Below are 19347 nucleotides of genomic sequence, written 5' to 3'. Positions count from 1 at the left end.
TGATCAATTTTAAAAGGCTGCTCGATTTTGAGCAGCCTTTATTAATTTTCATCAGCTTCTTCCATACGGATGGTAAGCTTGTTTTTGAGCGTATTCAGAAATTTTGTTCTGTCTGATTTCCTTTTCCGGATTTCCAGAAAGACCCTGTTAAACTGTCCTAAATCAATATTAAAAGAGTACTCAAAAAAAGTTGTGACCTCTTTTAGTTTTGAACCTCCGTTATTAAAAACGCCTTCTGCATGGAGTGCATAAATCAATTCTATCAGTTCAACTTTTGACCCTGTCCATTTTGGGCCTTTAGGAAGTTGGGAAGGTGATTGTATTGTTATTGTCTTTCGGTTTAATTTTGCTATTTGCTCTTCCAGAAAAACTTTTATATCATCGTTTGCTAGTATGCAAGCCACTTTATAGTCATGAGAGGTATTGAAGCGATGGTCTGCTTGAAAATAATAACTGTCAAGCATTAGTTTAAGATCATATTTTGCCCGTATAAAATATTTATTATCTAGGCAGTTGTTGCCGGTGCGGTAGTAACGGTAAAACTCCTGGTTCTCCATGAAAAAGACTTTTAATTTAAGGAGTTCAGCTTTATAATATTTGCCTATTGTTTTTTGGGAACCCAATGGTTTGTTGGTTTCAATAGTATAGATTTCGTTGTAGTAAATCAATTTGCTAGCAAACTTTGGCTTGATGTCCCGAAAGAATTCTATTTCCTCTGTTTTATTTAGCCGTTTGTATTTTATGAAAAAGGTTTTTAGTTTCTCTAAGGCACCAACGCTATTAGTTATTGCCTGCTCGGCCGACTGTACCGGATTTTCTGTTTCCAGATGGATTAATTTTAACTGATGTTCTAACTCAGACATCAAGGATTCAGCAAACAATTTCATTCGAGCAGTTTTAGATTTACAATTTGACTGATTCAGTAATTGAATCGGGAGGTAAATCTATTTGATGGTTGCGTGGGTTGCAAATGGTGTGGTGTTCGATTCCCGAATTGAATAGCGAAATTCCCGAATTGCATACTTTGTTTTTTAATGCTCATGCGGTAAATATCATTTGTATTTACCGCAAAAATGCGGTGATAAATGAAAGTAATCACCGCATATTTTTATTTGCGGTATTTCGGATAAAAGGTAGTTGTTCGAGGTCGGGAGACCTTGAAGAGCTGAGGGATGCTGAGCGGTAAACTGCTTTGAAGAGTTTGGATTTAATTTGCTTTTCTCATTTCCGTGATAATCGTAGCTGTTCTTCTATCGGCATACATCCTGTTTAAGGAACTAAAAGCCCATATGCAAGCAGGAATCCAACCTATAATTGTGATTTGTAAAACTAGACAAAAGATGCCCGATACAATTTTACCTTGTAATAGCAAGGATAGCCATGGCAGAAAAAACGCTAAAACGTATCTCATATTTTTTTATTTGTAAAAGCAGAAGGATTCGAACCTTCGACCGTCCCGATTAAAAATCGGGATGTTTTTAATTTATAGCTTGTTTGATAAAACTCATAATATACCCGATATTAGCGGGGTATCCCGACCTCGAAGAGCATGGGACATAAGTTATTGTCTTGTTTTCTAGTTTGATTATTTTTTGCTTTTTAATAAATCAGGTACTGCAATAACAGGTAAAATAATTGAACTCAAGAATGTGTCTTTCCATAAAGTAAATACCATACCCCTTAAAGTAGAATAGGAAATTCCTAAAAGGGTACAGACAAAAACGCCACTAAATAATGGTTTTTCATTATTTATTTGATAATGGTCTTTCAAATCTTCTATTTTGAAAAAGAAATCAACCTCATAATTACCACCTTGATTTATTGTTTTTTCATCAATAACCGCGCTAACATCCAGAAAAAGTCTGATTTTGACAACCTCCTTTTCCAAGTTATGCATCATATTATGAGCAATATTAATATCGTAAGTAGGTTTCTTCTCTAATTTTTCAGATACCAAAAAAGTGTTTTCTTTTTCCCATCTAATGTTATTTAAATGGATTTTAGATGGTACTATTTCATTATTATCCATAAAATTATGATACTTTCTTATCTAAACCGCTTACTGTTGCAAAAACCTCTGAATTTTCAAATAGTGTATCTTCTAATTCTTCTTCTTGATTGACATGAACTTTTAAATAAACATATTCTTTTTGAGCCTCGATATGAATAATGTCTTCACCTAATACTGTTTCTATTTTAGTAATTGTTTTGGTAGTAAATGTGTGTGTGCCTGTTAGCCATTTGCTTATTTCAGATGGTTTTTTCTCAAGCATACGTGCTAAATCAGCGGGTTTTAAACCTCGATCTTTGAGTAGTTCTTGAATTTTGTCAGCAATAGCAAGATTCTTTTCTACAAGTTTTGCTATTTCAGGGCTTCCATTTTCATCAAGCCAAGTGTCAATACTATTATTTTTGGGAAATTTCATAATTTTTAGAATTGTAGTTTAAAATCATCTTCACAATCGATTTCTGTACAATCATCGTTCCAAACGATGTCTTTGTTTGCAAAAGCACTGTCAATCGCTTTTGTAAGTTTGTTTGCTAATTTGAAATGTTTTCGGACATTTGGACAATCTTGTGCATAATGGGCAGTTTTAATATCGCCATTAAATAAAAACACTACATTTTCATTGGCTCTTAAGCAATACAGACGGATATTGTTTGCTTTCTTTTTGCCGTACTCGGTGTAATGAGGTTTTCTCTCGATACCTTTGGGAGGTAATGCCGAAGCATCAGCAGTTTCTCCTTCGGGTCTAAATAAATGAGACTGTGCGCCATATTTATTTCCTATTAGTTTAATCCAATCCAACACATGGTTTAATTTCTTTTTGTTAGTGCTAGTATGATGCGTTATAAACTCCTCAAAAAGAGAAATTTCATTACCTTCTATACAAACAGAATAATAAGAAACCTTATTGTATTGTGCTATTGGTTTTATATGTGCAAAAGTATTCACTTATAAGTTATTTTCCAAATTATTATTCACTTTTAAGTTAATATTTATAGATTAACTTGTTATATATACTGTTTAATTAGAGTAGCTATCTGTATTTTCATAGTTTCCATTTACATTTCACCATGACTGATTAGGTTTCTGCTATTTTATCGATCTAAGCGCTAACTCTCTCGCCAGTTCAAAATCGTTAGATCGCGAAAAGCTGGTCGCTGTATTATTCTGACTTATCCTGAAAATATATTTGAAATATAAGAATTCATTTTACTTGTAATTCAAATATAGAAAAAAAACTACAAAATAATAGGTCTGCTACTTTGTAGTTTTATATAATTATTTGAAAAACATTCAATTATTAAAGATGTTATCGGAAAAAGTCAGGAGACTTTTATTGCGTTTAGGTCTTTTAAGAATTTAAAAAAAAAAGCGCAAAGTCATGAGACTTTGCGGAGCGGGGCATTTTCCACAAGGTATAGATGAAACGAACTTTCTTCGTAAAACAAATCCTCGTAATCCTAATATTATGGATGTGATGCGGGAAGTAAGTTATGCCGAAAAAGCAGGTACTGGTTTTGATAAAATATTTACAGCCTTATTGTCTAAAGGAAAAAACTTACCTAAATCAATACAAAACGAACATTCTATTATTTTTAGAGTTGATGCTGATGTCTATTCTGAAAAATTAGCAGAATTGAGTCACGAATTCAAACAAATTACGGGTACTGATATAGATTTAGAAAAACTATTGGTAATCAATTGTATTTACACCGAAAAGAAACAAACATTTCAGCAATTGGAAGCTAACCCGTTTGTCAACCAATACCAATTACGAAGAATATTAAAAGAATTGCAAGAAATAGAATTTATAGAAACAACCGGAAAAACTTCAGGAGTTAAATATATTATCCATAAAAACAAATTAGCATCTACCGAAGATAAAATTAGCTATTCCAAATTAAAGAAGCAAGAAAAAGCCAGGCAGATTGAAGCAATTATCAGATACCTTGACAGTGCAGATGAAATAGACAATGAAGCTGCCAGAAAGTTACTTAATCTTGCTGATTCAGACGTGTCCTACGTATCAAGACTTTTTGCCGAAATGATAGAAAAAGATTTCGTGGAAATTGCAAGAGAGATAAAACATAATCAAAGAACCTATAAAATTAAAAAATGATTGCAAAGAAAAATATGTTGAAAAACAAGGGATTAGCGATGGTTTTCTTTGCAGGTTTCTTTGCAGTTTTGTAAACTTTGGGAAGTTTTTATAAAGAATATCGATAGGTTTTTGGGTTATTGAAATACATTTTCTTTGCAAATCTTTGCAGAAAAATTAACTTTTTTAATAATGTTATAAATAGTAAATGCATTGTTTATCACTACTTAATGTAAATGTCATTTGCAATCTTGTTTGTAAAAACAATAACTTTTATAAACCTTTCAACAACTTTTGCAAAGAGTAATTGTATAAATGGTATTGATTACTTCGCAGGTGCGGGTGGTATTGTAAATCTGTTTTTTTAAATATACTCAAAATAATCTTCTTTGGAATTTATTGAATTTTTCTCATAGAATTTAGAATAATTAATTACATAACCTTCATATCCACAGCTTTTTAAAATTAGTTTGCTAATCAAGGTATATAACTTGGCGCTTACATGTAACATGTGATTATCTATTTCTTCATTAGTTCTTTCTAGCTCATTATTCATCAAAATGTTTCCGTGCAGAAGATAATTACGATAATCAAGAGCTTTTTCTTCTTCTGCTGTGAGCTTTATTTTTAACTGATCAAAGGGCGCTCTCAGCTTCTCAGCATTGGTTAATCGATTAAGATTTATAGGTTTGTTAATTTCATTTATTCTTCGTCTTATTTTTATTTCAGCTTCAGGATATATTTTTTTCGCATGTTTATCTATGACTGTATTCATGTCATAAATTATTTTTCCAACGAGATCTTTATCATTGATTAACTTTTCTTGTTTATTTTGCTTTATGATAATAATATTAGCAAAGGATTCTAAAATAACAGAAAAAATACCAGGCATTGAAACTATAGATTTTAAGCTTGCCACTTCCATTAAGAAAATGATGGCGTTTTATATAATTATTTGAAAAACATTCAATTATTAAAGATTTTATCGGAAAAAGTCAGGAGACTTTTATTGCGTTTAGGTCTTTTAAGAATTTAAAAAAAAAGCGCAAAGTCATGAGACTTTGCGGAGCGGGGCACCAGAGGGGGAAGATAACACTGTTTTTTTTAATGTAAATATCGAACCTTTATGTTAATCTCATTATAAGAGCCGCGTTGCAAACGCTTTATTTAATTCGCACAAGTAAGTAGGTACTCGTTGCAAACGAGCACCAGAGGGGTAATCTCATTATAAGAGCCGCGTTGCAAACGCTTTATTTAATTCGCACAAGTAAGTAGGTACTCGTTGCAAACGAGCACCAGAGGGGAATTACGAAGAAGATAACACTGTTTTTTGTAATGTAAATATCGAACCTTTATGGTAATCTCATTATATGAGCCGCGTTGCAAACGCTTTATTTAATTCGTATGTGTAAGTAGGTATTCGTTGCAAACGAGCACCAGAGGGGGCACCATAGGGGGAAGATAACACTGTTTTTTGTAATGTAAATATCGAACCTTTATGGTAATCTCATTATAAGAGCCGCGTTGCAAACGCTTTATTTAATTCGCACAAGTAAGTAGGTACTCGTTGCAAACGAGCACCAGAGGGAGTCCTTATAAAAATAATCCCTCATGGACTCATAAAACTTCCCTATCACATAAAGACCTAAAACCCATACCACAATTATTCCTATAATTTCGTACCATTTCATATTTTGAATCTTTAATTGAATTCAAAATAGGTGTTTAATTTTTTTATATAGTATGCAATTTGGAAAATTCGATATGTATTTTTGGTAGATTGTAAAAAGTAAATAAAGATCCATAATAGCATCCTTATTTAACTCTTTAAAATGTTATTGATCTTAATCAAAATCTAATAATTCTCTGGGGTGTTTACCAAGTCCTTTTGCTAAATCTAAAAGTGTAGTAAAAGATAAATTTCTTTTGCCATTTTCAATATCACTTATTGTGGCTTTAATAAGTTTATCACTATTTAAGGCAACATTATCTTGACTCAAATTTAAGTCAGTGCGAAGTTTTTTGATATGCACACCGAATTTTTTTAACTTCTCTTCCTTATGTTTGTCCATTTTTTAGCTTTTAAACAAAAGGCGCTATATTTTTTTTAAAAAATGTTATAAGAACTTATAACAAATAACTTTTTTTTGTTATATTTGTTTATTATTGAAATAATTATTAAATAATATTTGCTTTGAGCATTTAAATAAATAATTTTGCGATTCTTCATATAAAATATTTGAAGCATTCGCTTAGAATCTCGTTCCAAAAACTGGTACTTTTAGCACGCGAGATGATAAGTAAGATGCTCACGTCCCATGGCGTGGGCTCACTTATTCGTGTGCGGGTATACCAGTACCTTGGAGCGATATAAGCTGAGTTCCATGCCATTTTTTTATGGCTATACCTCAGCTTGTTCTAAGCAATACTTCTTCATTTTAATAGTCTCGCATTCATTTGTTACCTAGTCTAACCACTAAAACCCATGAGCCTATGATTTAAAAACTATTCTTATTTAAGCCTTTCGTCTGAACCTCGACTTCGCTCAGTATGGACTTATCAGGGTGACAAAACTATAATGCCTAGAAAACTCCTGCACCGAAAAACCTTTTGAATAAAATGGACATAATTTAATTTGAGTTAGTTATCACAAGGTGCAGGTTGTTTTTTAGTCGCTAACAAAAAAAGCACTTAACCTTTTAAACAAGTAAATATTAATATGAAGTACTACAAACAAATAATAGCTACATTAATAATAGCATTCATAACACTTATATGTCTTTGGTTTTATGGTTGCGACTGTTTTAACTAAAATAGGTTATTTAGTATTTCATAACAACCAACTACCATAAATAAAACCGCTTGCCTATGATAAAATAAATAATAGTGCGATTGCTTCGTGCCTCGCAACGACAAAAAAAAAGGCCCTCCAACCGTCTGGACAACTGAAAAGAGGACCAATGCTAACAAAACTAACGTTTCATTTAACTAAACCAAAATTATGAATATATTTTCATTATTTAAGTGTAAATGGTGGATTCCTTTACTTTTAGGGATTTACTGCTTCCTTTATACTACTAAGTCATTAGCCCGAGAAAAGAGCGGCATACCTGACAGCCACTGGCTGTCCTCCTCTCCATATCACATGCTCGGGATGACACAATCTATTGTAATTACCGGAACTGTAAGTGACAGTCAGGGTGTACTGCCCGGCGTTACTGTATCAGTTCAGGGAAAATCAACAGCCACTATTACAGACTATCAAGGTAAATATAGTATAACGGCAATGGCCACTGATGTTCTTGTTTTTTCTTTCGTAGGGTATACCACTTTAAATATTCCAATTGGTGGACGTACTGTAGTTAGTGTAAGCCTACAAGAAGATGCTACCCAACTGCAGGAAGTGAAAATTAATGCGGGTTATTACAGCGTTAAAGAAAGCGAACGTACTGGAAGTATCGCTAAGATTTCCGCTGCAACCATCGAAAAACAACCTGTAAATAATATGCTTGCTGCAATGCAGGGTAGGATGGCAGGCGTGAACGTAACCCAGACAACAGGCGTTGCGGGAGGCGGTTTTGATATCCAGATACGAGGACAGAATAGTCTGCGCGCCGGTGGAAACGAACCATTATACATTGTAGATGGTGTGCCGTTTGCTTCGGAAGTCATTGGCAACAGCAATACTACCGGTGTACTGCCAAGATCAGCCAGTCCACTCAGCATTATCAGCCCAACCGAGATAGAGAGTATCGAAATTTTAAAAGATGCCGATGCTACAGCTATTTATGGTTCGCGTGGTGCCAATGGTGTTGTGCTAATCACCACTAAAAAAGGAAAGCAGGGAAAAACACAATATACCGCCAACGTGTCCCGTGGAACTGGAACTGTTACCCGTTTTATGGATTTGATGAATACACAACAATATTTGGAAATGCGTAAGGAGGCCTTTGCCAATGACGGTATCACAACATTCCCTACAAGTGCTTACGATGTGAATGGAACTTGGAGTCCAACCCGTTATACCGATTGGCAACGGGAACTTACCGGTGGCACATCTGAATTGACCGATGTGCAAACTAGTGTTACAGGAGGAAGCCAGCGCAACCAGTTTTATCTCGGAGCCAACTACCATAAAGAAACTACGGTTTTCCCGGGAGATTTTAATTTCAATAGGACAAGTGTTCGCGGTAATTTTAGCCATGCCTCCGAGGACGAACGTTTTCGTGCTAATTTTTCAGTAGGATATACTATGCAGGGCAATGACCTACCAGCAACAGATTTGACACGTGATTCCCGCATTCTTGCACCCAATGCGCCAGCCTTGTATGACGCAGAAGGAAAATTGAATTGGGAAAATGGGAGCTGGAATAACCCACTGCGATTATTGTATGCCTCTTATCTTGCAAAATCGCAAAGTTTGATTGCTAATTCACAGTTGTCCTACCGTATTGTGGAAGGACTGGACTTTCGCACCGCTTTTGGCTTTACTGATTTGCGTCACAACGAGCGAAGAACTAACCCCTCAACGCTTTACAACCCATCCTTGGGCTTTGGCAGCAGTTACTCTTCACTGTATCGCAATACCAATAATCGACAGTCCTACAGTGTAGAGCCACAATTAGATTTCAACAGGCAATGGAATGATTCCAAGGTTTCTGTATTGGTAGGAGGAACGTTCCAACAGCAGGAAGGTAACCAGTTGATATTATTTGCAGATGGTTTTACAAGCAACAGCCTATTGAATACGCTTGCGGCAGCAAGTGCCATCTATGTAGTGGCGGATGATGCATCACAATACAAATATCAGGCCTTCTTTGCTAGGGCAAACTACACCTATAAAGACCGCTATATTTTGAACTTAACCGGTCGTCGAGATGGTTCAAGCCGTTTTGGTCCCGGAAAACAGTTTGCTACTTTTGGTGCTATAGGAGCCGCATGGCTGTTTTCTCGAGAAGCCTTTTTAGCCAATAACAGTATCTTAAGTTTTGGAAAATTAAGAGCCAGTTATGGAACAACGGGTAGTGACCAAATAGGAGATTACCAGTTTTTGGATACTTACAGTACGACCTCAAACGGGTATCAAGGTATCACCGGTATTCAACCTACACGGTTGTTTAATCCTGATTTTGGTTGGGAGACCAATAGTAAAATGGAAATTGCACTAGAAACAGGTTTTCTAAAAGATCGTATTTTCCTCACTTGGGCATGGTATGATAATCGCTCATCGAACCAGTTGGTGGGCGTCCCACTGCCGGGTACCACAGGGTTTACTTCTATACAAGCCAATCTTGATGCAACTGTAGCCAATTCCGGGACAGAACTGAGTTTGCGCACTGTCAATTTACAAAAGAAGGATTTCTCCTGGACAACCGATTTCAATATTTCCTTTATGAAAAATAAGTTGGTATCGTTCCCTAACCTTGCGGCTTCTACTTATAAAAATCAGTTCGTAATAGGAGAGCCTATAAACATAAAATTGTTGTATCACTACACGGGTATCAATCCAGAGACAGGAGTTTATACTTTTGAGGATGTAAATGGTGACGGAGTGTTGACGGCTGAGAAAGATAAGAAAACCATAGTCGATTTCAATCCATCGTTTTACGGAGGGTTACAAAATCAGTTGCGCTATCAGCGATTGAGGCTGGATTTCCTTTTTCAGTTTGTAAAACAGCAAAATTACAGTAATGATTATATTTTTGCCCGTCCGGGATTATTATCTAATCAACCGGTATCGGTTACAGACCGCTGGCAGCAGGCTGGGGATGTAACAGCCTATCAGATGTACACGACCAGTTCTAATTCTGATGCCGGTAAAGCCTTCAATAATTTCCAAGCGAGTGATGGTGTGGTTACTGATGCGTCCTACATCAGGTTGAAAAATGTATCACTCTCCTATGATCTGCCACAAAACTGGACCGGACAACTGCAATGTCGTTTGTATGTAGAAGGGCAAAACCTATTGACTTTTACGCCTTATACCGGAACTGACCCTGAGTTTAAAACCACAGGATTTCTACCGCCGTTACGTATGCTTAGTGCGGGTGTGCAACTTACTTTTTAATCTTTAATGACTACTATTATGAATATATGGAATTATATAGGGGGAAGTTTTAAAAAGACTGTCTCCAAAAGTTTTGTTTGTGCTCTATCATTTTTTGCGGTTAGCAGTTGTGATGATTATGTAACAGTAGATTTACCTCCTACACAATTGACAGCCTCCGCGGTTTTTGAGGATAAAATGAGTGCTAACGCTGCCATGGTAGAAGTATATGTCAAGATGCGCAAAACGGGTATCTTCAGTGGGACTTCTTCGGGAGTGTCTGTTGCGATTGGTGCTTATGCAGACGAGCTGGATTATTTTGGTGATGATACCAAAGGGATTTCTTTTTTTTATGCTAATGCATTACTTCCTTCTTTTGGAGATGTTTCAACGTTATGGAATAACAGCTATAGCCAAATTTATGGTGCCAATGCAGTACTTGAGGGTATACAAAAATCTACTGCTCTCTTACAAACTGATAGAGATCAGCTTCGCGGCGAAGCTTTGTTTGCGAGGTCATTGGTACATTTATATTTAGTACAGCTTTATGGAGCTACCCCTTACATCACCAGTACCGATTATAGGATAAACAGTAAGGCGGCAAAAATGTCCGCTATGGATTTATATCCAAAACTAATTGCCGACCTTGAAGAAGCCTCTACTTTACTTCCGGAAGCCTATATCAGCACTGATCGAGTTCGCCCGAATCGTTTTGCCGCAAGAGCACTATTAGCAAGAGTATATTTGTATAATGGCAATTGGGCGGAAGCGGCAAACGAGGCTTCGGCAGTATTGAATCATACTGATTTGTATCGATCGGTAGTCAATCTCGCTGCAACCTTTAAAAAGCAGTCCACGACAACCATCTGGCAATTTATGCCGGGTGTGGCCGGACAGAATACTGACGAAGCGACGACTTTTATTTTTACTGCCGGACCACCGCCATTAGTTGTACTGTCGCCTTCGCTGATGTCAGCATTTGAAGCGGGAGATTTGCGAAAAAGTACTTGGACGAAGGCGGTTACAAAAGCAAGCAGTACTTGGTACCATGCTGACAAGTATAAGACTAAAGGTAATTCGGGTACTTCGGTTGAGTATTCTGTTGTGTTACGCCTTAGCGAGCAGTATTTGATCCGAGCCGAAGCCCGAGCAAGACAAGGAGACTTGATTGGAGCAAAAGAAGATTTAAACGTAATTCGGACTGCCGCTGGTCTTGGTAATACCACTGCGGTAACAGATATAGCGATTATCGATGCGGTATTACGTGAACGAAGAGTGGAACTGTTTACTGAATATGGCCACCGCTTCTTTGATCTTAAACGCTACGGGACTGTTAATGCAGTATTATCAGTGGTAAAACCCGGATGGGAGGCTACTGACAGTCTGCTGCCATTACCTGAAACCGAATTATTGGTTAACCCCAATCTTTTGCCTCAAAATCCCGGTTACTGATATGTGGCGGGGTGTTATTTTGGATTTCTGCCGCCTAGCAGTTTATTTTTTTTGTTTCGTCAGCTGCCTTCTAACGGGGCAGGTTAAGGAAAAGAAAATACTGCGTGCAGAAGATTATCCACTTTGGGGTACACTGTCAGTGGATGCGCTTTCAGATAAGGGAGGATGGGTCAGTTTTTACATGCGTTATGAAAACGGTTCTGATACACTTTTTGTGACCGATACCAGCACGCGAAGGCGTTTTGTATTTCCTAAAGCAAAAAATGGTCAGTTTAATGGAGAAGCGGTTTTTGCGTGCCTTGATAAAGAAAAAAACTTTAAGTTGATTTATCTCCCAAATGGCAAGATGCAATCTTTTGAGGGAGTTTCTGCTTATAAGTTTTCGGGTAACCAAAAGTATTTGCTTCTAGAACGTTATGATGAAAGAAAACATAAGTACTTAGAAATACGCAAACCCACTGGTGAATGGGTTAAAACTATAGAAAGGATTAATCAATGGGAACTTTCTCCGTCGGGTACTAGCTTACTTTATGCAACAACAGATGAAAATATGAATTCAGTAGTTCTCCTGAATTTAGAAGATAAACCGATCAGTACCCTAATTACTCAAAGTGCTTCGTTTGTTTTTTCTGCTCTTGTTTGGCACGAAAAAGCATTGTCGATCGCATGGATGTCTGTTGCGGAGGGAAGAGAACCTCAGATTCAAATTTACAATATAGGTAACCGTGAATTTTTTACTCTTGAACCGGAAAAGATGATTGGCTTTCCGAAATCAATGCAGGTCAATAGCAAATTGTTACGTTCATTACGGATTGCATCTGAGGGAAGATCAATCTTCTTTAACCTGCAAATGAAGGATGTTCAGGCAAGTCCTCCTCCAGTACAGGTATGGAATTCCGCTGATACCATGCTATATCCTACGAGGGAAATGACAGGTGGAAATGATTATGTGGATAGGGTAGCTGTCTGGTTCCCGGAGAAGGGAATGTTTTTACAGCTTACTAACAAAGAGCAATCAAAATTGCTGTTGGCAGGAAATGGACGGTTCGCCGTCACTAACAACCCATTGGAAGAAGAGCCTCAATTTCGGGAGAATGCTGTTAGGGATTTCTATATCACAGATTTGGAGACCAATATAAAAGAATTGTTGCTGAAGGCACAATCGGGAGCTAATGGTCAGCTTTTGGCATCCCCTGACGGAAAATATATTGGTTATTTCAGGGATGGAGATTGGTGGACTTACAATCTGTTCACAAAGAAACATATCAACTTAAGTAGCAATCTGGGCGTTTTGTGTTACGATACTGCGACAGGTGAACCCTTTGGAAATCCGGGATGGGAAGACAAGGATTCTAGTATGCTTGTTTACGACCAATACGATATTTGGAAACTTGATCCCGACGGGAAGGCTATTCGGCTGACTAACGGTAGGGAAAGCGGAACTGTGTTTCGTGTGGTGGAAACTACAGATGAACAGTCCGTAAAATTGTATCAAAATGGATATACGGCAGGAAGATTTGATAGTAACACCGGATGGGTTATCAGCTCGCGTCATTTGGTGAGCGGTGCGACGGCATTTTATGAATACAATCAAGACAAAGGGATCCGGCTTCTGGACGGTGGTGCTTTTCGGGTGAGGCAGTTGGTAAAGGCTGTAGCTGTGAATGGATACGCCTATACTACTGAAAGTTACGATTGCTCTCCCTCTTTATATTATAAGAAAGTGGGTCGTGCAAAATCGGTTCCTTTGTTTGAAAGTAATCTTCAGCAAAAACATTTTCGATGGGGAAGCGAAAAATTGATATCTTATGATGCGCCCGATGGACAACATTTACAGGGAATACTTTATTATCCAGCCGGATACGAGCCCACAAAGAAATACCCTTTGATTGTGCATATTTACCAAAAGCAATCGCACAATTACCATCAGTATCATAATCCTTCGACAGCCAATAATAGAGGCTTTAATATCACAGATTATACAGCGCGTGGCTATTTCGTTTTGCTAGCTGATATTGTTTATGAAAAAGGAAAAGTGGGGATGTCTGCAGTTGAATGTGTTAGCTCGGCAGTCAAAACTGCCCTTAAGGAAAAAGCGATAGACGCCGACCGTCTGGGATTGATTGGTCATTCCTTTGGAGGGTATGAGACGAATTATATCATCACACAAACCAATTTATTTGCCACAGCTGTTTCGGGAGCAGGCATAAGTGACCTGGTGAGCAGTTACCTGTCTTATAATACTAATAATAGTATGTCTAATATGTGGCGTCTGGAAAGTTTTCCCTACCAAATGGGCGGATCTCTTCATGAAATCACCAACGTTTATTTAGAAAGCTCACCTGTGCTGCATGCCAAGGATATTACAACACCTTTGTTGTCATGGTCTGGCGAAGCAGACAATCAGGTAAATGCATTTCAGTCTATTGCATTTTATAATGCTTTAAGGAGATTGGGAAAAAAGCATATCATGCTCCTTTACCCCAAAGAAGGGCATGTACTAATGAATAGCGGCAACAGGAAGGATTTGAGTACTAAAATAAGAGAATGGTTCGATTATTACTTAAATAACGCTTCTGCAGTTGACTGGATGGAACCTGATTTTACACCCAGATGAAAATAAAAAACAATGCAGTCCATGTTGGACTGCATTGCATTTGTTTAAAGAAACCGATTACTGGTTTTTAAACAAGCGAACTGTACATTTGTTTGCAGGATTTTTGCCAAAAACCTGTTCTGATCCTGTAGTACAGAGATCACCTTCGATGTTAGAACACATGATGGATTCATCACAGTCATCTTCTGTCAACACATGAACATAGCCTTGTACCGGCGCGGTATCAGCTTTTTTATTCATTGCGCTTGTTGACAAAGCAGAGCCGGTGGCAAGCAATACAACTGCTACAGGCATAATTAATTTTAAAAAATTTGTTTTCATAATAAATAAAATTAAAATTAGCGACCTACTCTTTTTTACAGGTTTTCGGTCTTCCCCTGGCGTCCGGCACGCACTAATTATGTTTGCTATTTCGCTTGAGAAATAATTTTATCACTAATCTTGTAACTGACGATATTGCTCCCGATAATACCATACAATTTGTTACCTCGTACTATAAAACTTCTGAGCTTGGAGCCATCCACATCATAAATGTAAAAACTAGAAATGTATGATCGCTTCTTTAGATTATACACATCAATAATACTAGCGTCATTCCACATTGATTCGGGTTCGTACCGCCCAATAAGTCCTGCATTTACAAAGAGAAGGCCATTATCCGCAGCACTTCCTTTATTGACTATCAGTGGTGGTTTAGACATTTTTTTCTCGCCCCGGCTTTTTACTTCTGCTATTGAAATTTGTGCCTTTGAGATAGTATCAATGGTATTTCCGCGATACTTGACTTTCATCATGCGATCTGCAACTGTATATTGGTTCCGATAGCGGTATAGGAATATGAATTGCTTTGTTTTTTGGTCGTAATGCAGAGATCCATCGCTGTCAAAATTGCCATCTATTTGTTGCTGCAATATGTTGTTCCCGTAATTGACAACATTAGTCTTGAAATTAAGGATACCAACTGTACTTTTCCCAGTATTGGTTTGTGATCTGAATGCGATTGTAGTAGAATCAACGATTTGCGGATGTGAAAAATAAGTGTTGCTTTTCCAAAGGAGCGAAGCTTTCCAATCGCTACTATTTCCTCGAAAAACACAAGGAACTGTTCCATCTATCACATAAAAATATGGTGGATTAATTTTTACGCTTACCGAACGAAAAGGCAGTGATGTATCTGTTAAAGTAATCCGTTTTGTTTTATGGATTTTAAGGGAGCTATCCATACTAATTCTTCGTTGTTTTTCTATGCTTTTTCTTTAAGGGCGGGGGTGAGGAGTGGTGAGAAGAAGATTTGATTTTCGTTTTACCCCGACCCTAAAGGGAGCCGAAAATTTGGAAGTTGTGTTATCAAGACATTATAATTTTCGTTGTACCCTAGCCCTAATGGGAGCTGAAAATTAAGAACGTGTATTTTAATTTTCATTTTACCCAAGTACCAAAAGGAGTCGAAAATTTAGAATTTAAATCGTGTATGAGAGATTAATGGATTAAATCAAAAGCAGATGAAAAAAGCTTCCTGTGTGTCAATGTTGTCGATTGATTGTTAATTATTGCTATTATTTATAAAGGAATAGTATATTCGCTGAAAAACAACTCTTATTGACAAATGGACTTCGCCTTACTACTGTTAGTTAGAGTCGCGAAGCGTATCCGGAACTTTCGTTTTTGGCCTTCGTAAATATTAATTGAAGAGGAAATTTGTCAACATAAATACAATACGACGTCATTTTTTAAGTAAATAAAAAGTACGAATTATTTATATTTGCGTCGAAATCAAAGCATTTAGCGACATGTTTGATAAAACACAACCAAAACTAGGATTTTAGCATAAACCAATGAACCAAGCCGAACAAACCAATATCACGTGGCTGTTTGAAATAACACCCAAAAATAAATTCTTCTCCCTTAACCTCAAAGAAGTTTGGCAATATCGTGATTTGCTGGTGCTTTTTGTGAAAAGAGATGTGGTAACGGTGTATAAGCAAACCGTTTTAGGACCATTGTGGTACTTGATTCAGCCTTTGTTTACCTCCATTACTTTTACGATTATTTTTAATAATTTAGCGGGAATTGATACTGGGACAGTGCCTCCATTTTTGTTTAATTTGGCGGGAATCACGGTTTGGAACTATTTTACGGCTTGTCTTAACGGAACCTCAAATACCTTTGGTGCTAATGCTGGAATTTTTGGGAAGGTATATTTTCCAAGGATTATTGTGCCTATCTCCATAGTGATTTCTAATTTGATTAAATTTGGAATTCAATTTCTGATATTTATAGCCTTTTATATTTTTTATTATCTAAAAGGTGCTACTGTCGGGCTGAATGGTTCCGTTGTATTCTTTCCTTTTTTAATTGTACTGATGGGTGTTTTAGGATTGGGATTAGGGATGTTTATCTCTTCCTTGGTTACTAAATACCGGGATTTTAGTAATTTGATAGGTTTTGGTGTGCAATTGTTGATGTATCTCTCTGCGGTTATGTATCCCATGGTTTTGATCAAAGAAAAATTACCTTCATATGGGTGGTTGGTGCAATATAATCCATTGGCTTATATAATAGAAACTACCCGTTATATGTTATTGGAGGTAGGACAAATTTCCATTTGGGGATTGGGCTATACGTTTTTGGTAACTGTAATCGTATTTTTTGTAGGTGTACTGATTTTTAATAAGACAGAGAAGAATTTTATAGATACGGTTTAGTGATCAGTGTTCAGTAAAAAAAAAGTGGTCAGTATTCAGTGATCAGTATTCAGTGATCAGTATTCAGTTTTTAGTGATCAGAATCAGTTTTTAGATTAAAATTTATTATTATCTATTAATCGATTAGAAGATTAAGCGAATAAGCAATTACACTATTAAATTATTTCAACTTTGAAAAAAGATATTATATTAAAAGCCGAAAATATCTCGAAGCAATACCGATTGGGGCAGGTAGGTACGGGAACACTGAGTCATGACTTTAACCGTTGGTGGCATCAGATTCGCGGTAAGGAAAACCCATATTTGAAAATTGGAGATGCCAATGACCGCAGTACCAAAGGCGAGAGTGATTATGTATGGGCCTTGCAGGACATTAATTTTGAGGTGGAACGTGGTGAGATTTTGGGGATCATAGGTAAGAATGGAGCGGGGAAATCTACCTTATTAAAGATATTGTCACGGGTTACAGCTCCCACTACGGGAAGTATAAAGTTTGGGGGGCGCGTGGCTTCTTTACTTGAAGTGGGTACCGGTTTTAATGGTGAAATGACGGGTCGTGAAAATATATACCTGAATGGTGCCATTTTAGGAATGACGAAAAAAGAAATCACCTCTAAGATTGATGAAATCATTGATTTCTCTGGTTGCGAACGTTATATTGATACGCCTGTAAAGCGTTATAGTAGTGGAATGTATGTGCGTTTGGCTTTTGCTGTTGCCGCATTTCTCGAGCCTGACATCTTGATTGTCGATGAGGTTTTAGCGGTGGGCGATGCCGAGTTCCAAAAGAAAGCCATAGGCAAGATGCAGGCTATTTCTAGAACGGGAGGGAGAACCGTATTGTTCGTGAGTCATAATATGGCGGCGGTGAAAAGTTTATGTACAAGGGGAATCTTGCTAGAAAACGGTAAGATTAAAGATATAAATAACATTAACACTATAATTTCTAATTATTTATTATTGAATGCAGATTCTAGTGCTGAATGGAAAAGAGAAACTGAAACTGACAGCCAATTATTTTTTGATAGAATTTATGTTTCAAATTCAAATTCAAAAATTACCAATCAAATTGCCTCAGGGGAAGATTTTACAATAAATATTTTTTTGAATGCTCTCAACAGCATTAGTAATTCTACAGTTTCAATTAAGTTTGTAAATGCTGAGGGTATTGCTGTTTTTACAACTTCTTTACATGATTATGACAATGATTTTGAAGTTGTTGAAAAAGGTAAGTATAAATTAATTACTAACATATCAAAAAACATTCTTACACCCGGAAGTTATAATTTAGTTATTGCTTGTTTCGTTTCAAGAATAAAACTTTTTGATATTGTAGAAGATAAAATATCAATTAATATTGAGGATTTAGGTATTAAAAAAAGAGATTTAGACCGAGAAGGGTTTGTTGTGCCAAACTATAAATGGGATTTTTTAAAACTAGAATAACTTACAAATGAAAATTAATATCTATCATAGCCTAATTTATAATTTTTTATTAAAGACTTATAAATTAAGAGACAAGCAAGGTGTTTTGGGGAAATGGTGGTTGATGCTTTGGGAACATTCATCTGAAATTTTTGCAGGTGCAGTATCAACTACCATTCATGGTTTTGAAGTTAAAGTTAATAATGGAAATTCATATGCGCTTTATGCAAGATTGTTTCCAAATTATAACAATCCATTATTGCAACTTGTCGGTTCGGTTTATGAGTTATATAATCGAGAACTCACCATAATTGATATTGGCTCAGCTGTTGGTGATACTAATTTATTTTTGATAAAGAATTTGCCTGGTAAAATTGAAAAGTTTTACTGTGTCGAGGGTGATTTTGAGTTTTTTGAATATTTAGAAGATAATAAAAAATACTTCCCAAAAAGTCACTTGTTTAATGCCTTATTAAGTGAATCTGATCATAGCAAAATCAATAGTTTGGTTAAAACGCATTTAGGGACGGCTAGTGCCATTGGAGAAGAAAAAGTTAAATCAATAAGTTTAGATACACTTCTGTTTGATAAATTAGATGGAAGAGTTGACATAATAAAAATAGATGTTGATGGTTTAGACGGAATAATTTTAAAAGGGACAGAAAAATTATTACAATATCATAAACCTTTTGTTATTTTCGAATGGCATCCAATTATGATAAAAAAAACTCAAAATGATTTTCATGAACATTTTGAAATACTTAACAAATGTGGATATAATAGATTCTTATGGTTTAATAAATATGGCGATTTTAGTCATTTTAGTTTAAATGATGATTATCTAAATAGAGTGGAATTAAATAAAATATGTTTAAGAAATAAACATGATTTTGATTTTCATTATGACGTAATTGCAATTCATAAAGATTCAAATATAGATATTCTGAAACTCGCAGAATTGAAAGAGGCTAAAACAAAGCAGTCAAGTTACTAAAT

At 36.3% G+C, this 19347-nt stretch carries 16 protein-coding genes and 1 tRNA gene; 7 read left to right on the top strand and 10 right to left on the bottom strand.

Features of this window, described 5'->3' with window-relative positions:
* Positions 1-41 precede the first annotated feature (41 nt).
* From DR980_RS09450 to DR980_RS09430, 6 genes are all read right to left on the bottom strand, one after another.
* Positions 42-887, bottom strand: coding sequence for an RteC domain-containing protein (locus DR980_RS09450; RefSeq protein ID WP_113635423.1), 846 nt, complete (start codon positions 885-887; stop codon positions 42-44).
* A gap of 320 nt (positions 888-1207) precedes the next feature.
* Positions 1208-1411 carry a YqaE/Pmp3 family membrane protein gene (locus tag DR980_RS09445; RefSeq protein ID WP_113635421.1) on the bottom strand — a complete coding sequence of 68 codons (204 nt, stop codon included), beginning with the start codon at positions 1409-1411 and terminating at the stop codon, positions 1208-1210.
* Between the two features lie 13 nt (positions 1412-1424).
* Positions 1425-1495: transfer RNA gene (locus tag DR980_RS16350), tRNA-OTHER, on the bottom strand.
* Positions 1496-1585: 90 nt separating this feature from the next.
* A complete protein-coding gene (locus DR980_RS09440) occupies positions 1586-2029 on the bottom strand; it encodes a hypothetical protein (RefSeq protein ID WP_113635419.1) in 444 nt (147 codons plus the stop codon).
* Between the two features lie 4 nt (positions 2030-2033).
* The gene (locus tag DR980_RS09435) at positions 2034-2426 is read right to left on the bottom strand and encodes a helix-turn-helix domain-containing protein (RefSeq protein WP_113635417.1); all 393 of its coding nucleotides are present in this window, start codon (positions 2424-2426) and stop codon (positions 2034-2036) included.
* Between the two features lie 5 nt (positions 2427-2431).
* The gene (locus DR980_RS09430) at positions 2432-2956 is read right to left on the bottom strand and encodes a hypothetical protein (RefSeq protein ID WP_113635415.1); all 525 of its coding nucleotides are present in this window, start codon (positions 2954-2956) and stop codon (positions 2432-2434) included.
* 433 nt (positions 2957-3389) lie between these two features.
* On the opposite strand from DR980_RS09430, the gene DR980_RS09425 reads away from it, so the two are divergent.
* Entirely contained in the window at positions 3390-4127 is a 738-nt protein-coding gene (locus DR980_RS09425; RefSeq protein ID WP_113635413.1) for an ATP-binding protein, read from the top strand.
* Positions 4128-4470: 343 nt separating this feature from the next.
* Here DR980_RS09425 and DR980_RS09420 read toward each other — a convergent pair whose 3' ends face one another.
* Positions 4471-5031, bottom strand: a complete 561-nt coding sequence (locus DR980_RS09420) for a hypothetical protein (RefSeq protein WP_113635411.1) — start codon at positions 5029-5031, stop codon at positions 4471-4473.
* 919 nt (positions 5032-5950) lie between these two features.
* Positions 5951-6178: a helix-turn-helix domain-containing protein gene (locus tag DR980_RS09415; protein WP_113635409.1), complete on the bottom strand. Its 228-nt coding sequence runs from the start codon at positions 6176-6178 to the stop codon at positions 5951-5953.
* Between the two features lie 929 nt (positions 6179-7107).
* On the opposite strand from DR980_RS09415, the gene DR980_RS09410 reads away from it, so the two are divergent.
* The 3 genes from DR980_RS09410 to DR980_RS09400 are packed head-to-tail and all read left to right on the top strand — an operon-like array spanning position 7108 to position 14221.
* Positions 7108-10173 carry a SusC/RagA family TonB-linked outer membrane protein gene (locus DR980_RS09410; RefSeq protein WP_113635407.1) on the top strand — a complete coding sequence of 1022 codons (3066 nt, stop codon included), beginning with the start codon at positions 7108-7110 and terminating at the stop codon, positions 10171-10173.
* 6 nt (positions 10174-10179) lie between these two features.
* The gene (locus tag DR980_RS09405) at positions 10180-11604 is read left to right on the top strand and encodes a RagB/SusD family nutrient uptake outer membrane protein (protein WP_317047926.1); all 1425 of its coding nucleotides are present in this window, start codon (positions 10180-10182) and stop codon (positions 11602-11604) included.
* A 1-nt stretch (position 11605) separates the two neighbouring features.
* Positions 11606-14221, top strand: coding sequence for a S9 family peptidase (locus DR980_RS09400; RefSeq protein ID WP_113635402.1), 2616 nt, complete (start codon positions 11606-11608; stop codon positions 14219-14221).
* Between the two features lie 57 nt (positions 14222-14278).
* Here DR980_RS09400 and DR980_RS09395 read toward each other — a convergent pair whose 3' ends face one another.
* Together DR980_RS09395 and DR980_RS09390 are read right to left on the bottom strand one after the other, a co-directional pair.
* Positions 14279-14542, bottom strand: a complete 264-nt coding sequence (locus DR980_RS09395; RefSeq protein WP_113635400.1) for a DUF6520 family protein — start codon at positions 14540-14542, stop codon at positions 14279-14281.
* Positions 14543-14628: 86 nt separating this feature from the next.
* Entirely contained in the window at positions 14629-15444 is an 816-nt protein-coding gene (locus tag DR980_RS09390; RefSeq protein WP_113635398.1) for a hypothetical protein, read from the bottom strand.
* Positions 15445-16056: 612 nt separating this feature from the next.
* Between DR980_RS09390 and DR980_RS09385 the strand changes: the two genes are divergently transcribed.
* The 3 genes from DR980_RS09385 to DR980_RS09375 all read left to right on the top strand — a co-directional run bounded on the left by DR980_RS09385 (position 16057) and on the right by DR980_RS09375 (position 19345).
* Positions 16057-16926 (top strand): ABC transporter permease, encoded by an 870-nt coding sequence (locus tag DR980_RS09385; protein ID WP_113635396.1) that lies wholly within the window; start codon positions 16057-16059, stop codon positions 16924-16926.
* Positions 16927-17097: 171 nt separating this feature from the next.
* On the top strand, positions 17098-18372 hold the full coding sequence (locus DR980_RS09380) for an ABC transporter ATP-binding protein (protein WP_113635394.1): 1275 nt from the start codon (positions 17098-17100) through the stop codon (positions 18370-18372).
* Positions 18373-18379: 7 nt separating this feature from the next.
* Positions 18380-19345 (top strand): FkbM family methyltransferase, encoded by a 966-nt coding sequence (locus DR980_RS09375; RefSeq protein ID WP_113635392.1) that lies wholly within the window; start codon positions 18380-18382, stop codon positions 19343-19345.
* Positions 19346-19347: the final 2 nt, after the last annotated feature.

The sequence above is a fragment of the Flavobacterium psychrolimnae genome, assembly GCF_003312425.1.
Classification (GTDB): Bacteria; Bacteroidota; Bacteroidia; order Flavobacteriales; family Flavobacteriaceae; genus Flavobacterium; species Flavobacterium psychrolimnae.
This window is presented reverse-complemented; position numbering and strand designations above follow the sequence as displayed.